22 protein-coding genes, 1 tRNA gene and 1 pseudogene are annotated in these 22,799 nt (G+C 51.2%); 15 read left to right on the top strand and 9 right to left on the bottom strand.

Annotated features, from left to right (window positions below):
- Positions 1-176: 176 nt before the first annotated feature.
- The 4 genes and pseudogenes from LQZ19_RS00215 to LQZ19_RS00200 form a co-directional block, all read right to left on the bottom strand.
- Entirely contained in the window at positions 177-3,725 is a 3,549-nt protein-coding gene (locus LQZ19_RS00215) for a caspase family protein (protein WP_411045611.1), read from the bottom strand.
- A 50-nt stretch (positions 3,726-3,775) separates the two neighbouring features.
- Positions 3,776-4,745 (bottom strand): annotated as a pseudogene (locus LQZ19_RS00210) (helicase-related protein); the annotation flags it as partial.
- Entirely contained in the window at positions 4,742-4,915 is a 174-nt protein-coding gene (locus LQZ19_RS00205) for a transposase (protein ID WP_486401698.1), read from the bottom strand. The gene LQZ19_RS00205 and the pseudogene LQZ19_RS00210, both read right to left, overlap by 4 nt.
- Before the next feature lie 207 nt (positions 4,916-5,122).
- On the bottom strand, positions 5,123-5,761 hold the full coding sequence (locus LQZ19_RS00200) for an InlB B-repeat-containing protein (protein ID WP_411045609.1): 639 nt from the start codon (positions 5,759-5,761) through the stop codon (positions 5,123-5,125).
- Between the two features lie 156 nt (positions 5,762-5,917).
- Here LQZ19_RS00200 and LQZ19_RS00195 point away from each other — a divergent pair, with 156 nt between their 5' ends.
- Positions 5,918-6,241, top strand: coding sequence for a helix-turn-helix domain-containing protein (locus LQZ19_RS00195; RefSeq protein ID WP_411045608.1), 324 nt, complete (start codon positions 5,918-5,920; stop codon positions 6,239-6,241).
- A gap of 79 nt (positions 6,242-6,320) precedes the next feature.
- On the opposite strand, the gene LQZ19_RS00190 is transcribed toward LQZ19_RS00195, so the two are convergent.
- Positions 6,321-6,797, bottom strand: coding sequence for a hypothetical protein (locus tag LQZ19_RS00190; protein ID WP_411045607.1), 477 nt, complete (start codon positions 6,795-6,797; stop codon positions 6,321-6,323).
- 13 nt (positions 6,798-6,810) lie between these two features.
- Between LQZ19_RS00190 and istA the strand changes: the two genes are divergently transcribed.
- The 3 genes from istA to istB all read left to right on the top strand — a co-directional run bounded on the left by istA (position 6,811) and on the right by istB (position 9,176).
- Positions 6,811-8,010, top strand: coding sequence for an IS21 family transposase (gene istA / locus LQZ19_RS00185; RefSeq protein WP_411045606.1), 1,200 nt, complete (start codon positions 6,811-6,813; stop codon positions 8,008-8,010).
- Positions 8,011-8,083: 73 nt separating this feature from the next.
- Complete coding sequence (locus tag LQZ19_RS00180) at positions 8,084-8,440, top strand: hypothetical protein (protein WP_411045605.1); 357 nt, start codon at positions 8,084-8,086, stop codon at positions 8,438-8,440.
- Positions 8,433-9,176 (top strand): IS21-like element helper ATPase IstB, encoded by a 744-nt coding sequence (gene istB / locus LQZ19_RS00175; RefSeq protein WP_411045604.1) that lies wholly within the window; start codon positions 8,433-8,435, stop codon positions 9,174-9,176. The genes LQZ19_RS00180 and istB overlap by 8 nt, the downstream gene beginning before the upstream one ends.
- A gap of 124 nt (positions 9,177-9,300) precedes the next feature.
- Here the strand turns inward: istB and LQZ19_RS00170 are convergent, their stop codons facing one another.
- The 3 genes from LQZ19_RS00170 to LQZ19_RS00160 form a co-directional block, all read right to left on the bottom strand.
- A complete protein-coding gene (locus LQZ19_RS00170) occupies positions 9,301-9,450 on the bottom strand; it encodes a hypothetical protein (protein ID WP_411045603.1) in 150 nt (49 codons plus the stop codon).
- Positions 9,450-9,959: a hypothetical protein gene (locus tag LQZ19_RS00165; RefSeq protein WP_411045602.1), complete on the bottom strand. Its 510-nt coding sequence runs from the start codon at positions 9,957-9,959 to the stop codon at positions 9,450-9,452. The genes LQZ19_RS00170 and LQZ19_RS00165 overlap by 1 nt, the downstream gene beginning before the upstream one ends.
- A gap of 285 nt (positions 9,960-10,244) precedes the next feature.
- Positions 10,245-10,326, bottom strand: a tRNA-Leu gene (locus LQZ19_RS00160).
- Between the two features lie 94 nt (positions 10,327-10,420).
- On the opposite strand from LQZ19_RS00160, the gene LQZ19_RS00155 reads away from it, so the two are divergent.
- The 8 genes from LQZ19_RS00155 (at position 10,421) to LQZ19_RS00120 (ending at position 18,939) form a co-directional block, all read left to right on the top strand.
- Entirely contained in the window at positions 10,421-11,722 is a 1,302-nt protein-coding gene (locus LQZ19_RS00155) for an ABC transporter substrate-binding protein (protein WP_411045601.1), read from the top strand.
- Positions 11,723-11,780: 58 nt separating this feature from the next.
- Positions 11,781-12,188, top strand: a complete 408-nt coding sequence (locus tag LQZ19_RS00150; protein WP_411045600.1) for a GntR family transcriptional regulator — start codon at positions 11,781-11,783, stop codon at positions 12,186-12,188.
- Complete coding sequence (locus tag LQZ19_RS00145) at positions 12,188-13,264, top strand: SPFH domain-containing protein (protein ID WP_411045599.1); 1,077 nt, start codon at positions 12,188-12,190, stop codon at positions 13,262-13,264. The genes LQZ19_RS00150 and LQZ19_RS00145 overlap by 1 nt, the downstream gene beginning before the upstream one ends.
- A gap of 75 nt (positions 13,265-13,339) precedes the next feature.
- On the top strand, positions 13,340-14,026 hold the full coding sequence (locus LQZ19_RS00140) for an ABC transporter ATP-binding protein (protein WP_411045598.1): 687 nt from the start codon (positions 13,340-13,342) through the stop codon (positions 14,024-14,026).
- Positions 14,023-15,753 (top strand): ABC transporter permease, encoded by a 1,731-nt coding sequence (locus tag LQZ19_RS00135; protein WP_411045597.1) that lies wholly within the window; start codon positions 14,023-14,025, stop codon positions 15,751-15,753. The genes LQZ19_RS00140 and LQZ19_RS00135 overlap by 4 nt, the downstream gene beginning before the upstream one ends.
- Before the next feature lie 9 nt (positions 15,754-15,762).
- Entirely contained in the window at positions 15,763-17,037 is a 1,275-nt protein-coding gene (locus tag LQZ19_RS00130) for an ABC transporter permease (RefSeq protein WP_411045596.1), read from the top strand.
- A gap of 41 nt (positions 17,038-17,078) precedes the next feature.
- Positions 17,079-17,819 carry an outer membrane lipoprotein-sorting protein gene (locus LQZ19_RS00125; protein WP_411045595.1) on the top strand — a complete coding sequence of 247 codons (741 nt, stop codon included), beginning with the start codon at positions 17,079-17,081 and terminating at the stop codon, positions 17,817-17,819.
- Positions 17,820-17,826: 7 nt separating this feature from the next.
- Positions 17,827-18,939, top strand: coding sequence for a hypothetical protein (locus LQZ19_RS00120; protein WP_411045594.1), 1,113 nt, complete (start codon positions 17,827-17,829; stop codon positions 18,937-18,939).
- A 15-nt stretch (positions 18,940-18,954) separates the two neighbouring features.
- On the opposite strand, the gene LQZ19_RS00115 is transcribed toward LQZ19_RS00120, so the two are convergent.
- Positions 18,955-19,989, bottom strand: a complete 1,035-nt coding sequence (locus tag LQZ19_RS00115) for an SDR family oxidoreductase (RefSeq protein WP_411045593.1) — start codon at positions 19,987-19,989, stop codon at positions 18,955-18,957.
- A 250-nt stretch (positions 19,990-20,239) separates the two neighbouring features.
- On the opposite strand from LQZ19_RS00115, the gene LQZ19_RS00110 reads away from it, so the two are divergent.
- Genes LQZ19_RS00110 through flgD form a run of 3 tightly spaced genes read left to right on the top strand, consistent with a single transcriptional unit; the run spans position 20,240 to position 22,793 of the window.
- The gene (locus LQZ19_RS00110; RefSeq protein WP_411045592.1) at positions 20,240-20,857 is read left to right on the top strand and encodes a periplasmic-type flagellar collar protein FlbB; all 618 of its coding nucleotides are present in this window, start codon (positions 20,240-20,242) and stop codon (positions 20,855-20,857) included.
- A 33-nt stretch (positions 20,858-20,890) separates the two neighbouring features.
- Complete coding sequence (locus LQZ19_RS00105) at positions 20,891-22,321, top strand: flagellar hook-length control protein FliK (RefSeq protein ID WP_411045591.1); 1,431 nt, start codon at positions 20,891-20,893, stop codon at positions 22,319-22,321.
- A 31-nt stretch (positions 22,322-22,352) separates the two neighbouring features.
- Positions 22,353-22,793: a flagellar hook assembly protein FlgD gene (gene flgD, locus LQZ19_RS00100; RefSeq protein WP_411045590.1), complete on the top strand. Its 441-nt coding sequence runs from the start codon at positions 22,353-22,355 to the stop codon at positions 22,791-22,793.
- Positions 22,794-22,799: the final 6 nt, after the last annotated feature.

The raw sequence follows: 22,799 nt of genomic DNA, 5'->3' as shown, positions 1-22,799 counted from the left end.
TGCGCTTCGCGCAATTAATCGAGAAAAATTGCCTATCTGGCAATTTTTCAACCCTACAAACTCCGTAAGCAGCCCATAAATCGAAGTTTTTTGCGGCTTCAAGCGCAAAAAACCTACAAGTGCAACAGGCTGCTAGAGCGCCACGTTCGCAAAGGGCGGCGCCTGGGCTATGGGCTTTATGGCATTTCCACCATCGGAAAGTCGTAGAACCCCAGGGAGTAGGCGCTGGGGTGCTGTTGGTCCGAAGTAATCCTGAGGACATTGGTTGACACGAAACCGCTCAATTCAAGTACGCTGATGCTGTTATTGGCGGATTGGGCCGAAACGAGCCCCTTTAAACCCTGAATAACGCTGTAAGTAAATACCCCATGCCCTAATTCGGACCGCTCCTGGGACTTCTCGTTCCCCCTGCTGGAAGTAAAGACGAAGGCGTTGGTGTCCATGAGGGATCTGACCAGGCGGTCATTATCCACCCCACCGGATTGACAGGCATCAATGAACACTAGCCGATTGCCGGGCGCATCCAGTACAGAAATGATATCATTGTTGGAGATTGCCTTTGCAGGGTTTACCCCACCGTTCGCCGTCAGGGCCGCATCTCTGGGAAGAAAGAGAAAGGTTCCCGAATTATCGCTTACCCCGTGGCCCGCGAGGAAAAGCAGGACCACATCCTTGGGTCCCGCCCCGGAGAGAAATTTAAGGTTATCCCTGATATTGGCCGCCGTTGGGACGATGGAGGCGCCATCGGCGATGAGGAGGCTGTGTACCTTCCCATAACGCCGACCTTCCTGGGCAGAGAAGGAATCAATTAGTTCCCGTGCATCGGCAACACAGTAATCCAGGCTGTTGATTTGGGAACTGCTATATTGATTCACACCCACCGCAAGAATCCACAGATTAGGAGGAGCAGCTTGCTCCCCGGTCCGGGTCTGCCGGGTAATATCCACCCACTTCCGGCTGTCCGAGTAACCGTTAAAGGCCACCACCTCAATGCGGTTAAGGCCGGGATCAAGGCCCACCGGGAGCTGGAAATTTATGACCCTTTGGCCGCCGGTGACGGTCAGGCTGGCTCTCTCAGGGGTAAGGTTACCTCCGGTGACGGCGATCAATTCATCACGCCCGACAAGTCTGCCGTTCACGAGGAGTTTGATAGTACTGATAGGCTGCCGACTGGATTCGATGACGACCGATAAATTTGTCGTAGCGGTGGTAACAATATTATTTACACCTGGTTCCTGTATGGTAATAATTGGGGGGCTGAATAAACCGGCCTGCTGAATAGTAACCTTACCCTTGGAGGCAGGATCAGGCCTTCCTTGCAGACGAGCCCGGACTACATCGGGGTTGTAGAAGATCGATCGGTAGGCATCTATGCCGGATACAGTATTACCGATACGGACATTGAAGTAATGGTCGCCGCGGGGCGAAGCATTATAATAGCCATCGGGGGTAACGGAAATCCATTCGCTGTCCACCGAGCCTACCTGATCTTCTAATTCCACCGTAAGCCCGCGGCCGCCGGATGTTATTTGGGTATCCTTGCCTGCATAATTAACTAATTTGACAATTTCGTTACCGGATTCAATATTCCAAATGCGGGCGGTACCATCACTTGAAATTGAAACTACTTGCTGCCCGCCGGGATTAAACGCTATGGAATGAATAAAACCGGAATGACCGGAGAAATTCCGAATTATCTGGCCGGTTTCCGCATCCCATAATTTCAAGACATTGTAATCCCCTGCAATAATTTTTTTTCCATCGGGACTGAACTCCACAGCGAAAATACTATTACTCAAATCCCCTAAAGTTCGTATTTTCTGTCCACTTGAGGTATTCCAAAGATTAACAGTACCATAACGAGATCCCGTAACAAGCCGGCTTCCATCAGGGCTAAAGGCTGCAGAAAACAGCAGATCCTTTAATCCGGAACTATTTGTCTCGCTTGCTTGAAATGAACGAATTTCGCGTCCATCGGCTGAATTCCATATTTTCACTGTGCCCGAGGAACCGCAGGAAAGGATTTGTTTGCCATCAATACTAAAGGCCGCCGTAACAACGGATTCATCCGGGTGTTCCGCAAAAATACGATATTCCCCTGTAAAGCTCCTTTTTACCACATTGCCAATTTCACCGCCGGTTACAACATCATACAGTTTTATTGTACCGTCATCGGATGCTGAAACGAGTTTTGTTCCGTCCGGACTGAAGGCAATGGACTCTGGCCAATTTTGCCCGGAAAAAACACGAATTTCCTCTCCTGTTGCGGCATCGTACAACTTTACATTTCCTAAAGATCCTGTAGCAATTTGTTTGCCGCTGGGGCTGAATATTACCGACCGTATCCCTTTAATCTTGTCATATTTATTAATACCTGAAAAAAATCGAATTAACTTTCCGACTGTAATATCCCAAAATTTTACCGTGTTATCATCCGATGAACTAAAAACAATCTGAGAACCGTCAGGGCTAAATGCGACGCTTGACATTCCTACCATGCTTTTTTTGAATGACTGTAATTTTTGTCCGTCAATAAAATCCCACAACTCAAGATTCCCAAATAAATCTCCTGTAATGATCTTTTTTTCATCAGCACTGAATTTTATGGAAGCTATCTGGTCGGCTATTTTAAAATTGGCTATTTCACGGCCGCTGTCTGTATCCCAGCATATTACCCTATCATCACTTCTTGAAAGAATTTGCCGTCCATCGGAACTGAATGAAATTGATTGAAGCCGTTTAAAATGCCCGGTGTCACTTGATGTCTCCCCTCCATTTGCATCCACGATCGTAACCCAGTGACCTTCATAGGTCTGGGTTTCCTGACTATTATCCCATAGCTTCATTTTACGATCATCATCTCCTGTGACAATTCGTTTCCCATCAGGCGCAAAAGCCACACATCTTATGGTTGGCGTCATGCCGGTTCCTTCTCCCTGCTTCTTTTTTATTACGAAGCTTTGAGTTTCCTGCCCGTTTTCGATATTCCATACTTTTACGGTCCTATCCTCATAACTTGAGACAATCTGTTTCCCATCGGTACTGAACGCGAGGGCGGTAATGCCCTTTGAATATCCCGGAAAAATACGAATTTCACGGTCGCTTGTGATGTCCCGGATTGTAATATTTCCATCCCTATCCCATTGGGCAATTTGGTCCCAGCCGGGATTAAATTCCACTACACCGTTGAAAGCATTGATTTCCTGTCCATTGGCGATATCCCATAGTTTCGTGGTATTATTAGAACTTTTTGTAACCAGCCATTTACCGTCAGGACTAAAAGCCACATAACTTATGGAGGAATCTTCTGTTATAGTTCGGATTTCACGCCCGGTTACGGCATCCCACAGCTTCGTGGTTTTATCAGAAGCCCCCGAAGCGATAAGCTTTCCGTCAGGGCTATATGCAACTGACCGTACTCCGCCTGAATGTCCGGAAAACGTCCGAATTTCACGTCCAGTTGCGATATCCCATAGCTTCAGCGTGGTATCTTGTGAGGCTGAAATAATGTGGCTTTCATCAGGACTAAACGCTGCATCCAGTGCCCCGCCTGCGTGCCCTAACTGTAGAAACACTTCCACATCAGGTTCAGCTTCCCCTTCAACAATCACCTCCAGCCCCCGTTCACCAGAGGTGAGGTCCCCCGATGTATCCCGACTCTGGCTCACACAGCCAAAGAATTCCAAAAAAGCCAAAATAATAAGGAAAATATACAATTGTTTCATTCTGCGTATTCCTTTTAGATCCAATTTATCCACTTACCGATAAGCATAGCTCACAGCACCACGTTCGCAAAGGGCGGCGCCCGTTCCAGTACCTGGGCTATGCGGCGGTGTTCTGGCAGGAGCAGCCCCGGGTCCTCCTCCAGCATGGCGAAGGCGTCGATCCGGGCCCGGGCAAGTTCCTCGGCGTCCCGTATGGGGTCGGCGATCCCTAAGGATAGGTAGCCCGGCTGTTCGATGCCCGCAATCTGGCCGGGGCCCCGGAGCTTCAGGTCCTCCTCGGCGATGACAAAGCCATCGTTGTTTTCCAGCATCACCTTGAGCCGGGTCTTGCCGTCATCGGTCAGGACCGTCCCGGCAGCTTCGGCTCCGCCCCCCCCGCCGCCTCATCGGGCGCATCGGAGTAGACCAGGAAGCAGTAAGACTGAGCTTCCCCCTGGCCGACCCGGCCCCGGAGTTGGTGCAGGGCGGAAAGGCCGAAACGCTCGGCGTGTTCCACGACCATGCAGGTGGCGTTGGGTACATCCACCCCCACTTCCACCACGCTGGTGGCCGCCAGGATGCGGATTTCCCCCAGGCGGAACCGTTCCATGGCCCGCCGCTTTTCTTCTTCATCCAGCTTTGAATGGACCAGGGCTGTGGGGTATTGGGGGAAAACCTTTTTTGCCAGCCGCTCCGCCATGGACTCAGCGTCCTTGAGGGCCTTGTTACCGTCCGCCTCTATGAGGGGATAGACAAAATAGGCCTGATGCCCTGCGGCCAGTTCCTTGCGGACAAAGTCGTAGACCCGGGCCTCGCTGGACTCCTTTGCCAGGTGGGTTTTGACGGGTTTCCGGCCCGGGGGCATGTCGGGGATTACCGAAACGTCCAGGTCCCCAAAAACCGTCAACGCCAGGGTCCAGGGGTGGCGCTCATCATCAGGAGGCCCGGGTGATCCCCCTTGGACATGATGGCCTGGCGCTGGGTTACCCCGAAGCGGTGCTGTTCATCCACCACCACCAGGCGCATAATCTTTTCTCTTACCGGATGATTATCGGATTGGACCGTCTACCAAACCGGGGGAAGTCTAGAGGGTCTATTGATGGACGGCCAATATTTGAATAATACTCTGCCGCTTCGGTATATATAAAATCAAAATCTATTGCTTCTATTATCTTTCTTACCAGATGATTTTTCGGTATGAGTTCCTCCATGTCTATCATTATCATGCATAGCTGTTTGCTTTTCCTACCCATCATGGCTGTATCCACCGATAGGAATTATACCATATCTATTAATAGATTCCCTTTGTCAACAGGTCCTATTTCTGACACGTCCGCAAAACCTCTATAAAAGATAAGGTATTTGACTTTTATTTTGAGTTTTTAGAGGTTCCCTTGACATATTCTTATGTAACTACATTATTCCCGTATTGCATATACATAATAGTAATAATCATTAACCGCAAGATAAATAAGAATCGCAGCACCGTTTCTAGTTAAATTAGTTATTATCGTTTCTTGAGTTGATCCGATTATGTCTTTTCCATTTAAAAAAGATCTTAATTCGCTAATTGACATACCAGCTTGATACTGTTTACTACTTGGATAACAAGGATTATTCATAATCGCATTATGCCATTTTACTGCATCCCATTCATATTGATGGGCCATTATTAAATTATACGCAGTTGAACTTATACCATCAAATTCTCCATAATATGTATTTTGTATAATCACTATCCATTCTGCATATAGTGTTATAGCAGCGGTAACAGTGCTTGTTGTTGTAAAAGCGACTCCACTTCCATTTCGAGCTGTAAACCAACCTCCAAAAGTATATCCGGGTTTTGTTGGTGTTGGTAAAGTGCCAACAGTATCACCGGCAATAATTTCTTTACTTGTTGGATTAACAGTTCCACCATCTGCATTAAAAGTTACCGTATATTTAATGTTACCGCCGTTACCATTATCTCCAGCTGGATTATCACACCCAGTAAGCATTAACCCCAATGTCAGTACTATGCCGAGAATTGACAATAAAAGTTCTCTTTTTTTCATAAAAAACTCCTTTTGTAGTCCAGCAGACTACACAAATTTTCAAAAAATCCTTTAATTTTCCATAAAATTGTAAGCACGATGTAATCATATTATATCTATAATGTAAACGTCAAGCTACTCTATGGATAAAAAGTAGAAGCTCATAGAATACAAAATATGGATTTGAACGGTGTATTTATTCACAATATGAAAAAATGGCGTAAAAAGCGAGGAATTTCCCAAAAAACACTGGCAGAACGATGTGAGGCGGCCCATACCTATATCCGGCAGATCGAGAGTGGGAGAAGAACACCCTCTTTCGCCTTTATCATGAAGCTTGCTGAGGCTTTGGACATCGAAGCTTATCAGCTTTTTTACGATGAGACGGCGGCACAGGGCTTAAAACCTTCCCAAATAGAGCATTTAGAGGCAATTAAGTTGGATATTCTTGAAAAAGTGGCCTCTGGAATTGATACAGTTATCATTGAAGCGCAAAAGTAAAGCAAACCTATCAGCACTACCCCTTTGGGGCGATATTCTATGCTTTAATGTAAACCCTTACATTATGCTGTAGTGTCGTTTAAGTATCCCATTCGGTGTTAACAAGGAGTCTGAAGCGCATCCTCGTCTGAGCCGCCGTCAAATTATAGATGTAATGCATCCACTGATCGGACCATACCAATTTCCATGTTTGCTCATTAAGGACCTGGGTGGCTTCCTTTACAGTGAGGACGCCGCGCTCTTTGCTATGCTCTGCCAAGGGTTTGATGTTATGGATGATATTCGTCTCAATGTCCCCGCGCCGGTACGCTTCATTAATAATGACTGCATTCTGCGGCGACATTTGAACATGAATTCCGGCGCATTTGAACAGGCTTGCGGAAATACTTGAACAGAAAAACGGCAACACTTGAACACGCTTGCGGCGACATTTGAACATCCATGCGGAACACTTGAACAGGCTTGCGGAACACTTGAACAGGCTTGCGGAACATTTGAACATCAAACCCTCCAAAATATCGTACGCTTCCGGGAACAAACCAAGGAGCGACATCATGAGGAGAGTAGAGATGGAAAAAGCACGGGAAATCCTTCGGCTCAAGGACGCAGGAATGACACAGCGGGAAATAGCCGGGGCCACCGGCCGCTCCCTGGGGAATGTGAACGCCATTCTGGCGCGGGCCCGGGAGGCGGGCATCATCGACCTTAAGGCCATACGGAACAAGGAGCTGAGCAAGGTCCTGTACCCGGCGGTCAAAGAGGCGGGGGCGCAGCGGGACGAACCGGACCTGGAATGGGTCCACCGGGAAATGCAGAAGAAGGGGGTCACCCTAACCCTCCTGTGGGAGGAGTACAAAACCGCCCACCCCAACGGATATATGCTTTCTCCATTCTGCGAGCGGTATCGGAAGTTCCGTAAACAGAATGAGGTGTATATGCATAAATCCTACAAAGCCGGGGAACGAATGCTGGTTGACTGGGCAGGGCTGACCATGCAGTATACCAATTCTCGGGGGGAAGCAGTAAAAGTATACCTGTTTGTAGCAGACCTCCCGGCCAGTTCTTACCTGTATGTGGAACCGTTCCTGAACATGGGACAGGAATCGTGGAGCGCGGCCCATGTAAACGCCTTTGAGTACTACGGCGGGGCCGCAGCGATTCTTGTGCCAGATAATACCAAGACGGCAGTCATCAAACCAAAATACTACGACCCGGATCTTAACAAGACCTATCACGAGCTGGCCCGGTACTATGGGGCGGTCATCATCCCGGCCCGGTCCAGAGCTCCCCGGGACAAGGCGCCGGTAGAAACCGGTGTACAAATCGTGGAACGCAGAATCATTGCGAAATTGCGGGACCGGCAGTTTCTTTCCTTCCCGGAACTGTGGAAGGCGGTGAGGGCGGAGCTCGAAGTCCTCAACACTCAGCCGTTCGCAAAAATCCCGGGGAATCGGCAGGAGGCTTTCTTGGAATTTGAGAAAGGGCAGTTACGGGCGCTTCCCCCGTCCCGGTACGAGTACGCCGAACATAAGCTGGCTAAGGTCGGCTTCGACTATCATGTCCAGTTCGATTCGTATTACTACAGCGTGCCCTACACGTTTGCGGGGAAACAGGTCGAAATACGGGCTACAATACGCACTATTGAGGTGTTTTCGGAGGGGGAACGCATTTCCTGCCATATCCGTAATTACGAGAAGCGCAGCCGGTATACCACCGATTGGTTCTTCCCAAAGTTAGTTGATTACCGAGAAAAGCTGAATGAAAAATAATACAACTTTCTTGAAAAATGATCTTAAGTGATGTTTTCAACCAAGACTGGAAAGAACCCACCGATTTGAGCATATGCCCGAGAAACACAAGGCGGTCGCCGACTGGTCGCCTGAACGGTTCCGCTCCTGGGCGGCCAAGACGGGGCCGAAAACGGAGGCCTATATCACCTGGCTTATGGAACAGCGGGAACATCCGGAACAGTCATTTAAAACCTGCGCCGGTATCCTCCGCATGGGGCAGAACGCACCCCGGCAATACATGGAACAAGTCTGTGAGCAAGCCCTGGCCGCCAACATCTATACCCATAAGTATTTTGAACGGCTGTTTAAGAAACAGGAGGAGCAGGCTGCACCCCCTATTACCCATCAAAACATCCGGGGACAGGAATACTACGGTCCATCCCTGGCTGAGGAGGCGTTCAATGCTTAACAAAACAACGATAAATCAACTGCACGACCTCCACCTGTCGGCCATGGCCGCCGCCTTCATCGAACAGCAGGAACAGCCGGGTCCGGACACGCTCCCCTTCGACGAACGGCTGGCACTTCTGGTCGAGGCCGAATGGCTTGCCAAACGCTCCAAGCGGATTAACCGACTGGTGACCCAGGCGGGCTTCCGGTTCCCGGCGGTCATTGAGGACATTGACTACCAGGGAAAACACGGCATTTCAAAACCCGATGTACAGCGTTTGTGCGAAGGATCATACCTCAGGAACAAACAGAATATCCTTATCACGGGTCCTACCGGGGTCGGCAAGACCTACCTTGTCAGCGCCATCGGCCGCGCCGCCTGTTACCAAGGTACCCCGGTGACCTATATCAGGGTTCCCGACTTCTTCGTACAGCTTTCCGATGCCCAGATGGAGGGCCGGTTCACCCTGCTTCGTAACCGCCTCGCGACAGTTCCGCTGCTCATTCTGGACGACTGGGGGCTGCGGAAGTTCACCCTGGAGGAGAGTCATGAAATCATGGAGCTCTTTGAACGGCGCTACGATGCCGCCTCGACGATTATCTCAGGACAGCTTCCCTGTTCCGCTTGGCACGGCCTATTTCCGGACCCCACTCTAGCCGACGCCATCCTGGACCGGGTAGTCCACAACGCCCATAAGTTCAACATTTCGGGGGATTCCATGAGAAAAACTCTCGCCGACAGGGACCCTGATTAGCCCCTCCTTTGACCGGCGCCTACGGCGCATAAGAGTCCGCTAAAACATGCTTGCACAATTTTACCGGCCTGTGGTATACCTTGTCCTGGAGTAGGTACGATGTTCAAATGTTCCGGTTTCATGTTCAAGTGTTGCCGGAATTTGTGTTCAAATCAGCCGGAATAAGCAGGTTAAAATCAGGTAACTTCTTAGCTTCCCGATAAAAAGCCCAATATTCTTCAGAGGACATCAAATCAATTTCATTGAGAATTTCTTCAAACAGCGTATCGTCCATTATAGAATCCCTTCATTAAACTTTTGAAAGTTGCTTATGCAACCCGACTTTGTGACACAAATTTGTATTTGCGGAAAACCCACAACAAAATTGACAAATTTGTCCAACCGTGCGGCATCGACTAGACATCGGATTATATCGACTTTTCTGTTGATGGCCATAAATACGGTTTTAAGTTCAAAGTCAATTTCCTTACCTCCGGAAGCAAGATGTTTTTCAAGCAATTTTTGTTTTATGCTACCAAATTTTGCTCTGTCGATTTTTGAACCAAACAAATCCATAACAGCAACAGAATTAATCTCCGCTTTTAGTATAACCCATCGGGGATACTTTTTGTAGGTTTTAACCCACCATTCTGCCGCTTCTATTCCATCAAAAACCCCTTGGGTCTCAAAAAAATAGATACCCGGCCCTAACCAACTTTCAGAAGGCGAATCTTCAAACCCGCGCTCCTCTATTTTTCTAGCCCCATATTCATCAGTCCCATGGTAACCAATAAATGATGCCATAAATACAAACTATAAACCCCTTTTCCAACTTCTTCAAGGCCCTCGAAAAAGGCTTCCGTGAGGCTATAAAAAAACCCCGCCAAATAGGCGGGGCATTCGTTGCGGCCAAGAAGACTCGAACCCTCCAGCATCGAACATCCTGTTCTCGGCTTCCGGGCCAGCTCCGGGCGCTGACGCGCGCATCCATGCGCGCTTTTCCTCGTATTCACTCGGCGCGCCCTCCGGAAGTTCGAGTCTTCTTGGAACGGTTCAAACAAAAACCCCGCTTTTCAGCGGGGCATTCGTTGCGGCCAAGAAGACTCGAACTTCCATACCTCTCGGCACCAGCACCTCAAGCTGGCGTGTCTACCAGTTCCACCATGGCCGCGTGAACTAGGGTAACGGAAATATACTACCGAATTCCCCGTTTTAGTGTCAAGCCATGAATTGACAGCGGGGTAAATGGGAATAATAATAAAATTATGATAAAATCGTACTATTCTATGGGGCTGATCCTTGTGACGGCTTTAGCCCTTTCCGGCTGTTTCGGGGGTGGCCCAAATGCGCCGGTAAGTCTCCGGGTATTGAACTATTTTGATACGACCCTGCCCGGCAGCGCCGAGGAAGAAGCCCGGGTTTGGGATGCCTTTGAGGAGGCGAATCCCCATATTACCATAGTCCGGGAGGATCTGTATGGTGAATCCTACCATGCCAAAATAGCAGCCTGTATTGAGGCGCGGAAGTTTCCGGATATTATCTTTGCCTGGCCTTCGGGGGGGTCCACGGGGCTCCATGCCGGGAAATTTCTGAAGGATCTTTCTCCCCTGGCAGCCGGGGATAAGCTCGGGACGGCCTTTTCCCCTGCAGCCCTGGACGGAGGGGCCCAGGCTGCAGGATACTTGGGTATACTGCCCAGGTCTCTTACTTCAACCCATGCCTTCTATGTGAATACCGCGGTACTTGCCGATGCGGGGCTTACGGCGGCGAAGACCTATGATGAGCTTAAAGCTCAGGTTCCCATACTCAGGTCAAAGGGCTATGAGACCATCATCCTGGGCAACCAGGACGGTTGGGTAATGCAGGAATGCCTATTCTCCCTCATTGCCGGGCGTTTCTGTGGTGAGGCTTGGGAACAGGCGATACTTTCCGGCAAGGCGAAATTTACGGACAGCGATTTTACGGCGGCCCTTGAATTTATCCAATCCCTCTATATTGACAGGGTTATAGCCAGAACTACCCTGCTCATCGATTACGGGGATGTTGTTACCCAATTTGCCGAAAATAAGGCCGCCTACCTTATCGACGGCGACTGGCGCGCCCAGGCCTTTATCCCCCTCGAGCGGCAGGATATTCTGGTTACCCTGTTCCCGGAGATTAACGGGGTTAAGTTTAACGATTCTACTTCCGTGGTACTTGGAGCAGGCTGGGGTATCAGTGCGAATATACGGGATAAGTCCCCGGAGGAACGGGCTGCCTGGCGCCTTATACAGTGGCTTTCCGGCAGGGAAACCCAGACCTGGCTTCTGAGTTCCGGGAAAATAGGCATACCGAGCCGCATTGATATCGACGAAAACGCCCTGGACCTGGAACCTATACAGAAAGAGGTGGCTAAGTTCGCCCGGGAGTATAAAACAGGTACCGCGGTGATCGACAGGGTTTTCCCGGAAGCGGTGTACAGCGCCATCAACGATGGATTGCAGGAAATAGCCATGGGAACCAAAAACCCCGGAGATCTAAGCTTCACGGTTCAGAATGCCCTTGACGTGTGGAAGTCAAAACAATAATTCAAAAAAACAATAATTCACTTGACATATTGTACTAGTTCATTTACAATTGTATTAGATGAATAGTACAATTATCCCTTCGGGTATTAGTTTCTCCCTGGATAACGCCAATGGGGCGCCGATTTACCGGCAGATCATCCAGCAGATTGAGTACGCCATCTTATCAGGGAGACTGAAGAGCGGGGATAGGCTCCCTACCATCCGCGCCCTGGCGGTGGAGCTTCGAATCAATCCGAATACCATAGCCAAGGCTTATAACGAACTTGAAATCCGGGGGATACTTTCCACCCAGGTGGGGAGCGGTACCTTCATCTCCGACAGGAAGCCGGTCCCGGAGGAGGATGCCCGGGACCGGAAAATCCGGGAGGTTCTTACCCGGTTTATTCAGGAATTTGAAAACCTGGGAGTCTCGAAAACCTCCCTTTTAGAAATGCTGCGGGATTATTCTGATTTAGGAGGATGTTGATGAAGGCTGAAAAAAAGGAAAAGAAACTCCTGATAAAAAACATGCCCCGGCCGGAAAAGCGGCGGGATTTTTTCTTCAATGGCGTGGGGATAAGCCTTTTAGTGATCCTGATTGTTTTTGTGATCGCCGTTCTCGTCCTTCGGAGTGAACTGCCCGCGCCTTTTGAACTGGGCATTTTGGCCGGTGTTCCCCTGACCGCAATCTTCCTGATGATACTCTGGCCCCGGTGGAGCGCCGGGATAAAGATCGCCCTGCTGCTTTCCTGTTCCGCCGCCATCGCAGGCCGGCCTGGGCTTGCGATGCCTGTTATATTTGCCGCCCTGGCGGTTCTTATCGTCCCGGCGGTTCAGAAGCTTGAAGAGTGGGAACGGGCCATCGTGCTGCGCTTCGGAAGGTTTCACCGGGTCCGGGGGCCGGGGCTCTTTGTGCTGGTTCCCCTGGCGGACCGGGTGGCCCAGGTAGTGGATCTGCGGATACGGGTTACGGATTTTTCCGCCCAGGCGACCCTCACCATGGATTCGGTGACCGTTACGGTGGACGCCCTTTGTTTCTGGCTGGTCTGGGACCCGGAAAAGGCTGTCCTGGAACTGGAAAATTACCTTGACGCAGTAATTCTGTCCTCCAAAACCGCGCTCAGAAACGCTATTTCCGGCCATGACCTTAGTACCTTTTTACAGCACGGGGAGATTATCGCCCGGCAGATTCAGGGTGAGGTGGACAAGAAGACCACCGATTGGGGTATCACGGTTCAGCATATTGAAATTACGGATGTGCAGATCCCCGCCGCCCTCCAGGACTCTCTCTCCCGGGTGGCTCAGGCGGAACGGGAGAAGAAAAGCCGGGTTCTCCTGGCGGAGGCGGAAATTGAGATTGCCAAAAAGCTGGAGGAAGCGGTTCAAGTCTACGCTAAAAATGAACCGGCGATGAAGCTTAAAATTCTTTCCATATTGAACGAAGGTCTTAAGGCGGGGAACTCCATGATGCTGGTTCCCAACTCAATTGCCGAGGAACTTAAAACCAAGGATGTATTTGGATTACAGGCCCTATCGGAGCTGCAGCGGGATCTAAAAAAATAGATTTCACTGGACTTCAGTGAAAGGATGGCCTATAATGTTATATAAATATAACATTTATTTTAAAGGAGATACCTAATGACGGTAATAAAAGCGGAAAACGTGGTGAAGGATTATTCCCTGAACGGGATTGAAGTACACGCCCTGCGGGGGGTAAGCCTGGAATTTCAGGGCGGGGAATTTGCCGCCGTCGCAGGTCCGTCGGGGAGCGGAAAATCAACCTTCCTCCACCTGGCCGGATGTCTGGACACCCTTACGGGGGGCGCCATGTATATAGGAGGGCAGGACATGGCGGCTCTCTCAAGAAAACAGCTCGCCCTGCTCAGGCGCAGCAGTATTGGTTTTATCTTTCAGGCCTATAACCTTATACCGGTTCTTTCGGTGACGGAGAATATTTCCTTCCCCCTCACCCTGCTGGGGATTGATAAAAAGGAAATCAAAGAAAGAACAGAAAAGGTGCTTCTGGAGGTCGGTCTTGAGGGCATGGGGAACCGTAAACCCAAGGAGATGTCCGGGGGGCAGCAGCAGCGGGTGGCAATAGCCCGAGCCCTGGTGAAGCGTCCCAGCATCATCCTAGCGGATGAGCCCACGGCGAACCTGGACTCAAAGACCGGGCGGGAGATTCTGGAAATTATGCTCCGCCTTAATCAAATTGAAGGAACCACCTTTATCTTTTCAACCCATGACAATATGGTTATGGATTTTGCGCGCCGGGTAATTTTGATACGGGACGGGCAGATAGAAAAAGAGCAGGTAAAATCATGAGTGGTATTTTTTCTACCGCAGTAGAAATAAAACGTATAGCATGGAGGAATCTCTTCCGGCATAAGGTTAAGACCATCATCACGGTTCTGGCGGTAACCGTAAGCGTGGGTCTCTATATCTTCATAGACGGCTGGATCCTCGGGATGAACCTGGATTCCCGGCGTAATATCGTTAACTACGAGAGCGGCGCCGCTAAACTCCAGACAAAAGCCTATTTTGATAAGAAGGATGAGCTGCCCATGTACGAAAGTTTTAGTAATTGGGAACAGTACGCTGCGGCATTGGACAAGGCGGGTTATGACAGCGCCCCCCGGTTTGTTTTTACCGGCACCCTCTATTCGGAGTTCGGTTCCGCCCCCATGCAGTTTATCGCCTGCGATCCCGCTGCGGAAGCAAACTTGCTGCGGTATACAACATATACGGATGCGGGCAGGTATATAAAACCCGGCGCCTTTGAGATTGCCCTGGGGTCCATGACGGCCCAGAAAATAAAGGCTGGTGTTCCCCAGCGGCCTACCCGGTCGGAACTGGAGAACGAATACCTTGCCCCGGTGTCCGATGAGGCGGACCGTGCCTTTATCACCGGCTTGTATGAGGAGTTGGTTCAAAAAAAACATGGGATGTACGACCTTGGGGATAAAATTGCCGCCGGGGATGTCAGACTGGTTATAAAAAAGGACCTTCCCCCGGAGGATCTTGAAAGATGCTGGAACATACTGGCCGCAACGGGAAGGATGGATCTGCGTATATCCACCGTGCTGGACATAAAAGCTGCGCCGGATTCGATACGTCAGGATAGGTACGACAATGATATTGCCCCCCTTCTGAACGATGGAGAACGGCGCGTCCTGCTTTCGGCCTACGAGCTTGATCCCCTTACCGGCGTCTATTACCTAAGCTCGGATGATCCGGCCCTGTTGGACCCAATTCTCGTCTCCCTGATCAGGATCGACTATACCGGAGCCGTACGTCATGTGAACCAGCTTGTCGACGCGGTGCTTGTGGGGATGATAAATTCTCCGAACCCGAAAAACAATAATAATGTGGGATACCTGCCCATGGATGTGTTACAGGATGAATCGGGTCTTATGCTGGAAGGCCGGGTTACGGAACTTCTTATCCGGGAAAAAAACGCCGACGATTCCCGGCTGCCGCTTAAGAGTGAATCATCCGAAACAATTACCGCCTTTCTGTCCGCGGCTATTCCCTCCGGACTTTCCCCGGAACTTGGAGTATTCGGCTGGCTGGATTACGCCGCCGATTATATCGCCGTTTCCAAGGGAGATGATATTTCATCCCGGATAATAGTAATTCTCCTTTTCATCCTTTCCTTCCTGGGGATAGCCAATACCATGCTTTTGGCGATCCTGGAACGGACCCGGGAAATAGGGATGATGCGGGCCATGGGCATGACCGATGGACAACTCATTGGAACCTACATGATGGAAGCGGGTATGGTAGGGCTTTTAGGTTCCGTTTTCGGGATAATCCTGGGCTGCCTTATCAATATACCCATGATAAAATACGGGATCGATTATTCCGCCGTGAGCGATCAAATGGGAGGGGATTTTGGATACCGTATCGCCGCGAGTTTTAAATCCGCCTGGAATGTACCGGTAATTTTTCTGTCCGGTGTTGTCGCCACAATCCTTTCTTCTCTTATGGCTTTTCTGCCGGTCAAACGGGCTCTGAAAATGCCGGTAACAGAAAGTCTGCGGTTTGAATAGGAGAAAAACATGAATACGACAGAATACGGAAGAGGAGGGACCGGAACCCTCCTGATCATTGCATACCGGAACATATGGCGGAATATCAGGCGGACCGCGCTCTGCATTACCGCAGTGGGTCTGGCGGTGTTTTTTACCATCGTCATGCAGGCCATGGGGGACGGCATGATACGGAGCATCAACGAAGTGGTTCAGGTTTTTGAAACCGGCCATGTCAGCGTGGTGTCGGCCCAGTATGAGGCGGAACAGGAATACTACCCGGTACAGTACCCGGTGGAGGACGGTAAAAGCGCCGCAGAATTGGCGGAGGCTGCAAAGGCCATCCCCGGTGTAAAAGCCGCATTTCCCCGGATCAGCGCCTATGCGACCCTGCAGAACAGTACGGTGAAACACGCCCTGCTCTGGGGAATTGAAATGGAAAAGGAAGCGCAGATAAACTATTTTAACCTTTCAGACCGGACCAACGGCCTTGTGGAAGGCCGGTATCCCGAACCGGGAAGCAAAGGCTGTGCCATAGGAACCGCTCTGGCCCGAAAGGCGGGGCTCAGGATTGGGGACCGTATTCCCCTCAAAACGGTCTCCGCCCAATTTTCCGACAAGATATGGAGTCCCGAGATTACCGGCATATTTGAATTTGATTACCGAAAGTATGACGAGGGGGTGATCATCGTTTCCTTTGAGCGGCTCCAGCAGCTCCTGGTCCTGGGGGATGGCACACAGCAGCTTTTCATCTATGGAGAACGGGAAAACCAGAGCGATACAATTGCTGCGGCGCTTAAGAATTTAATTGGGGATCGGAATGTGGTACGGGACTGGCGTGATAATTACTTTGTGGCAATGATGCAGCAGAGCATGGGGATCTACATAATCATCTACCTGGTATTCCTTATTGTGGCGAGCTTTCTTATCGTTAATACGGTGGTGATGATCATCCACGAACGGATCAAGGAAATAGGTATGATGGGTTCCCTTGGGATGACCCGCGCTGAAATAGTTACGGTGTTTTTCTTCGAGGCCATATTCCTCAGCATAGCCGGTTCCCTGGCGGGGGTATTGATCGGAGGGATCACCACCCTGATCGGCTCATTCTTCCCCTTTGATTTCAGTACCATGACCGGCGGAAGCATGAAGGACTTCCCCATGTCGGGTACCATATTCCTGGAATTCTCCCCATTAATTTTGCTGCAAGGGTTCCTGTTCGGCGTGGTAATTACTTCCATCTGTACGCTGATACCATCCTTACGGAGCGCCTTTGTGGAACCCGTGGAAGCCCTGCGGAGCTAGGATGGGGTTATAAAATTGCGGATGCAAATTGGAGGTTTGTTATGAGAAAAGTACTATTTCAGGTTATTTTATTTTTCGGCTCCCTTTCGGTATTTGCCCAGGCGGCGCCGAGTGCGGCGGAACTGCTGCGCCGGGTGGACGATAACGAAGTCTATAGTACCATTGAATATGAAGGTGAGATGATCATTGACTATCAGAATAGGCAGTATGTTAAGACCATGAAGGCCTATGCCCGGGGCAATTCGGACAGCTTTGTGGAATTTCAGAACCCGGAGGACAGGGGGACTAAGTACCTCAAGAAGGGGTTAAGGCTCTATGTCTATTCCCCGGACAACGAGGAGGTGATGCTTATTTCCGGACACATGCTCAAGGAATCAATGATGGGTTCGGATCTTTCCTACGAGGATACCATTGATAATGAAAGCCTCTCCTCCCGCTACAATCCGGTACTCGCGGGTTCTGAAACGTGGAACAACCGGGGCGCCTGGGTCCTGGAGCTGAGCGCTAAACGCCGCACCGAAAGTTACCCCAAACAAAAACTTTGGATAGACAAGGAAAACAACGATCTGCTCCATTATGAGCTTTTCGCCCTTTCCGGTTCAAAACTCAAGGAGTATACCCTGCTCCGTGCGGAAAATTTTGGCGGCCGCCGTTTCCCCGTGGAGTCGGAGATGCGGGATCTGCTCCGCCGGGGAAGCAAAACTACCTTTATACTCCGCAGTGTCGTGCTGGATCGTCCCATCCCGGATTCGGTATTCAGCACCCGGAACCTGGAACGGTAAGGAATGAATGATGAAACCAATCCGTTTTATCGCAGTATTACTGTTAATTTTTCCTCTGTCCGCCGGGGCGCAGACCTTTTCCGGCATCCTGGATTCCAAGCTTACCCTTGGAGCGGGGGCGGGGAACGCATCGGACTTTCTATACGGCTTTGAGGAATACGCCAATATCAGAATGCAGGCAAAGGTAAAGGACAGGGGAGCCTTTTACGGCGCCCTTAACCTCATTGCCGCTTCAGGCGCCTCCTCCCAGGGCAGCATGGACGCCGGAGAAAACTACGCCGCCTATATTGAACTGGAACGGCTCTACTTCCGCCTGAACGGTGAATCCGTGGGCCTTGACGCCGGTCTTATGCGGCTCCCCTTTGGCTACGGCCAGGCCTGGGGCTCCTCGGATTTCCTCAACCCCCGCAGCCCCCTTTCAACTACCGCTCGTCCGCGGGCCATCCTGGGCGCCGCCTGTTCTCTCTACCCTGCAGATTCAGCCAAGCTTCTGGTCTTCACCGCCTCCCCAAGAAACCCCTTTGAGCAGGATGGCGGCGGCCTTATTGCCGGCCTTTCCGCCGAAAATCACTGGGGCCGCGCCAGTCTCCAGGCCCTCTACGCCTACGAAACGCCCGTACTGAGCTCCTCCGGTATCCACCGCTGGGGCCTTTCGGTTAAGGCGGATTTAATCGTAGGTCTTGTGGCGGACGCCCTCTACGCCTGGAACCCCAATGCCGCTGCCGGTATCGACGGCCTGTCCGCCGGCGCGGGCTTCGACTACTCGTTCCTTGACGGAGACTGCTATGTTCTTACGGAATACCTTTACAACGGCAGCGATTCTTCCACCGCCTCGGGTATCTTCGCCCTCCAACAGCAAAACTATCTCTACGCCCTCTTTCGTTACCGCTTCAACGACTATACCTCAGCCAGCCTCGCCTGCGCCGCCGCCCTGGACGACCTTTCCTTCTCGCCCACCCTGAGCATGGACTACGAAATCTTCCAGGGCATGAGCCTCTCCATCTCCGCCCAGGTTCCTTTAGACAAGGCCGTACTTGCCGATAGCAGCCCCGGTGAGCTGGGACCGGAAAGAACAGGAACGCGGCTGCTGGTTACAGCCCTGGTACGGCTGCGGTTTTAAAGAAATATTTTACGATTATTTTTTCAACACTTCCGCTGCTGCCTTATCCTGGGCCGCAATAACCCTATCGCACCATGCATCGAATTCCGGGTCCTCTTCCTGCAATTCCTTATGGGCCAGCACATATTCGACGGTCTTCCGTATACCCTGATCGAAACGGACCGTGGCGCTAAAGCCGGGAACCAGCCGTTTAAGCTTGGTATTGTCGAAGACCACGGAGTTTGCCTTATCCCCGATGAGCCCCCCGGTAAAATCATAATCGCTCACTGCGGCGAGGAATTCGCTGGACACGTGAACCGCCTTGAGCGGCCGGTCCAGGGCCGCGGCGATGGCAGCGTACACCTGGTTCCAGGTCACCGTCTCGTCGGAGGTAATCCCCACGGCCTCCCCAATGGCGTGGGCGTTACCCATAAGCCCGATGAAGCCCCGGGCAAAGTCGCTGTTGTGGGTCATGGTCCAGAGACTGGTCCCATCACCGTGGATGATAACCGGCTTACCCTCCAGGATGCGTTTGGCTACCTGCCAGCTGCCTTTTTTGCCGTGGACCCCCAGGGGTATCTTCCGTTCATCGTAGGTGTGGCTGGGGCGAACTATGGTGATAGGGTAGGCTTCTTCCCGGTTTTTTTTGATAAGAAAATCTTCCAGCGCAATTTTATCCCGGGAATACTGCCAGTAGGGATTTGCCAGGGGGGTACTTTCGGTGATCAGGTAGTTTTGCAGCGGCTTCTGGTAAGCCGATGCGGAACTGAAACACAAGTATTGTCTGGTTTTATCTTTAAAGAGCCGGTAATCCCGCTCCGCATGGGCGGCGGTAAAGGCGATAAAATCCGCCACCACGTCAAATTGATGCCCCTTAATTTTTTCAGCGATATCCGCCTCGTTGTTGATATCCCCGCGTATCTCCTGCACCGCCTTGGGGAGCACATCGTTGCGGGTTCCCCGGTTAAGCAGATACAGTTCATGCCCCTGTTCGTGCGACATCATGTCGCAAAGCTGCCGCGAAATGGCGGTACTGATGGTCCCGGTCCCACCGATAAATAATACTTTCATACTGTTCTCCTTTCGTTAATTACCGATAGGAAGTATAGGGATAATAGTGAAAAAAGTCCATGTAATCCCGGGAAGTGTCAGGATAAACGCATAGAAAATTAACCACGGAGGACACGGAGGGAAGAACACAGAGAACACAGAGTTTTTCTTAAAATTCTCGAGGTGTAACTGAGAATTGCCGGTTTATCCTGAGAAAGTGTTGAAAGGATTATTATAATACGGGTATACTATAGAGAGGAGTGAGGCCGGAGTGGGGAGAGTTTTAGGCAGGGTTTTTCTTTTATTGCTGCTCATCGCCATTTTAGCAGGCGGCGGCTTGGTATGGTTTGATTACCTCAATGTTATCGACGCCAAGACGATTTTGGCCCCGGTGTACCGCCTTATCGGCCTGCAGCCCCGCTCCCAGACGGAAACCGGGGAGGAGGAGTTCCTTTCCCTGGATGCGGAACGGCTGGCCATACGGCTGGAAGCCCTGGAATTGCGTAATATGGAGATAGAACAGAAGGAAGAGGAACTGGTTTCCCGGCAGGATCAAATAGAACAAATGGCCCAGGACCTGGAGGAACGGCAAAAAGCTTTGGATGAACGGGAGAATTCCTTCAATGCCATGGTGGAAGACGCCGACATTAGATCCAGGAACGTTGAGCAGAATGCGCGTTATTTGAATGGTATGCCTCCGGAGCGAGCGGTGGGCATAATAACCAACATGAACGATCAGGATGCCATCGACGTACTCCGGAAGACCGAAGAGATTGCCCAGGCTGAAGGAAGCGCTTCTATCGTATCCTACTGGCTGTCACTCATGCCCCCAGAACGGGCGGCGGAGCTGCAGCGTAAGATGGCGGGGAGACCCTCCCTCAGAGACTAGACAGACCGGCTTCCGGAGTAATCACACCTTGATGTGAAAACTACAGGAGGTCGGGCGGTGTTGGCAGCAGTATCCCCCCAATCACATTCCGTAGAAAGTCTGAATTCCGGAGAGGTTAAGCACTCTAAGGGGGCAAAAAAAGGCGCCCTGGGTGTATTTGCCAAACTGCTTGCGGGACTTACACGGAAAACCAAAGCCGGCGGCGAAGAGGCCGGCAAAATTGAGACGGAAAGACTTGTCTCAACGGAAAAAATCGCCAAGGCAGCCAAGGATGCTGCCGGGAAGGGCGCGAAATTTTCTGTTGAGGATAAAAATGTCCTTTCCGCCGGTAATGAAAAAATCCAAAACAGGGACCGGCGTCTTTTATTTGCTATGCAGAGGGAGGGTGAAGCCTCTTCTCCGGCGGAGCTGCTAAAAGAGGCGGCGGCTAAAAAAACTAAACTGGCCAAGGAAAGCGGCGAAGGGGAGGGTGACAAGGATTCCCTCCCGGCGGCGATAGAACTAAGCCAGGGCTTATTAAACGATCAGCTTCTTACGGGAATACATTCCGGGGAAGGGGCGGATTTGGCGGATCAGGACAGCGCTCTTGAGTTTGCCGGGGCGAATGACCGGTTCCGGGATCTGAAGGATCTCCGGAATATTGCCCGGGAACTTCCTGAAAATGCAGCGGAAACTGCGGCCAACGCCGAACTTTCGCAGCTGGTCCAGGGGAAGGGGCGCAATCCCGGCGGGGTTGAGAAAAAAGAAAAAGGTCCAGCCACCGTAGCGGAAACCAAGAACAACAAAAAAAACCGGGAACGGTTTACCCTGGAGGTCCAGGATCTCAGGACCGAGGGAAACGGCGCCGTGCTTAACCCCGGGCAGGAAATAAAGCCCGGGTCAAATGCCGGAGCGGAACGGGTTGTTGATATCGCGGTGGAGCTTAAAAACAACGGCAGAAGCCGGGAGTACATGGAACTGGGCCAGGAGAAAAGCCCGGGCCGGGCCTTCGAGGATATTCTGGCCAGGGAACTCCACCAGAACCTCAACGGCGACATAGTCCGGCAGGCGTCCATCATGGTCAAGGACGGCGGGGAAGGGACCATCAAACTTTCCCTCAAACCCGAGTCCCTGGGAATGGTAAAGATACGCCTTGAAATGGCCGAAAACAAGATCACAGGGCATATCATTGTTGAAAGCAATGAGGCCCTCCGGGCTTTTGAGAAGGAGATCCACTCCCTGGAGCAGGCTTTTCGGGATTCCGGCTTTGCCGGGGCTAGTCTTGATATGGCTCTTGCGGGAGACGGCGGCCAAAATAGCGGTCAGGGGCAATGGAACAGAGAGGCGGCAACCCCGTTTTTCTCTTCCCATGTTGTCTCTTCCAGTTATGACGCCATGGCGGAAACCATGGACCCCCTTAGCATGGAGGCCGGATTCAATGGTTTTGAAGGCCCGGGCATGTCCCGGGTCAATGTGTTGGTGTAAACACTCGTGTTAGTGTTAGGAGATAGAAAAAATGGCAGCGCTTGAAGCGGTTCTTAGCTCTCAGGAAAAGGCAGTCCTTAGCATGGAAGTGGACACCTTCAACAAATCGATACAGAAGGGCAGGATGCCCAACCAGAGCCTGGGTAAGGATGATTTCTTAAAAATTCTCATCACCCAGTTGAGCCATCAAGATCCCACCGCCCCTATGGAGGACAAGGAATTCATCGGGCAGATGGCCCAGTTTTCCACCCTGGAACAGATGACCGGCATGGCCAGCGATTTTTCCCGGCTGGCGAGTCTTCTTACCGGCGGTGAAGCCACTTCCGCCCTGGGGCGTTCGGTGGAAATTGTCGAGGGAGACCGGGTCGTCCAGGGGACGGTACGGGCGGTTGCCCGGGGAGCCGTACCCGAGGTATTGGTAAACGGCGCCTACTATCAGTGGGATCAGGTTACCAGAGTATTTGAAGAATAGGAGAAA

This window comes from Treponema primitia (assembly GCF_046533075.1).
GTDB lineage: Bacteria > Spirochaetota > Spirochaetia > Treponematales > Breznakiellaceae > Termitinema > Termitinema primitia_B.
The sequence above is the reverse complement of the archived record's forward strand: the minus strand, read 5'-3'. Positions and strand labels throughout refer to the sequence as shown.

Coding starts and splice junctions, on each gene's coding strand:
- LQZ19_RS00215 (WP_411045611.1), bottom strand. CDS start 3,725: ATGAAACAATTGTATATTTTCCTTATTATTTTGGCTTTTTTGGAATTC.
- LQZ19_RS00205 (WP_486401698.1), bottom strand. CDS start 4,915: ATGGAGGAACTCATACCGAAAAATCATCTGGTAAGAAAGATAATAGAA.
- LQZ19_RS00200 (WP_411045609.1), bottom strand. CDS start 5,761: ATGAAAAAAAGAGAACTTTTATTGTCAATTCTCGGCATAGTACTGACA.
- LQZ19_RS00195 (WP_411045608.1), top strand. CDS start 5,918: ATGGATTTGAACGGTGTATTTATTCACAATATGAAAAAATGGCGTAAA.
- LQZ19_RS00190 (WP_411045607.1), bottom strand. CDS start 6,797: ATGATGTCGCTCCTTGGTTTGTTCCCGGAAGCGTACGATATTTTGGAG.
- istA (WP_411045606.1), top strand. CDS start 6,811: ATGGAAAAAGCACGGGAAATCCTTCGGCTCAAGGACGCAGGAATGACA.
- LQZ19_RS00180 (WP_411045605.1), top strand. CDS start 8,084: ATGCCCGAGAAACACAAGGCGGTCGCCGACTGGTCGCCTGAACGGTTC.
- istB (WP_411045604.1), top strand. CDS start 8,433: ATGCTTAACAAAACAACGATAAATCAACTGCACGACCTCCACCTGTCG.
- LQZ19_RS00170 (WP_411045603.1), bottom strand. CDS start 9,450: ATGGACGATACGCTGTTTGAAGAAATTCTCAATGAAATTGATTTGATG.
- LQZ19_RS00165 (WP_411045602.1), bottom strand. CDS start 9,959: ATGGCATCATTTATTGGTTACCATGGGACTGATGAATATGGGGCTAGA.
- LQZ19_RS00155 (WP_411045601.1), top strand. CDS start 10,421: ATGATAAAATCGTACTATTCTATGGGGCTGATCCTTGTGACGGCTTTA.
- LQZ19_RS00150 (WP_411045600.1), top strand. CDS start 11,781: ATGAATAGTACAATTATCCCTTCGGGTATTAGTTTCTCCCTGGATAAC.
- LQZ19_RS00145 (WP_411045599.1), top strand. CDS start 12,188: ATGAAGGCTGAAAAAAAGGAAAAGAAACTCCTGATAAAAAACATGCCC.
- LQZ19_RS00140 (WP_411045598.1), top strand. CDS start 13,340: ATGACGGTAATAAAAGCGGAAAACGTGGTGAAGGATTATTCCCTGAAC.
- LQZ19_RS00135 (WP_411045597.1), top strand. CDS start 14,023: ATGAGTGGTATTTTTTCTACCGCAGTAGAAATAAAACGTATAGCATGG.
- LQZ19_RS00130 (WP_411045596.1), top strand. CDS start 15,763: ATGAATACGACAGAATACGGAAGAGGAGGGACCGGAACCCTCCTGATC.
- LQZ19_RS00125 (WP_411045595.1), top strand. CDS start 17,079: ATGAGAAAAGTACTATTTCAGGTTATTTTATTTTTCGGCTCCCTTTCG.
- LQZ19_RS00120 (WP_411045594.1), top strand. CDS start 17,827: ATGATGAAACCAATCCGTTTTATCGCAGTATTACTGTTAATTTTTCCT.
- LQZ19_RS00115 (WP_411045593.1), bottom strand. CDS start 19,989: ATGAAAGTATTATTTATCGGTGGGACCGGGACCATCAGTACCGCCATT.
- flgD (WP_411045590.1), top strand. CDS start 22,353: ATGGCAGCGCTTGAAGCGGTTCTTAGCTCTCAGGAAAAGGCAGTCCTT.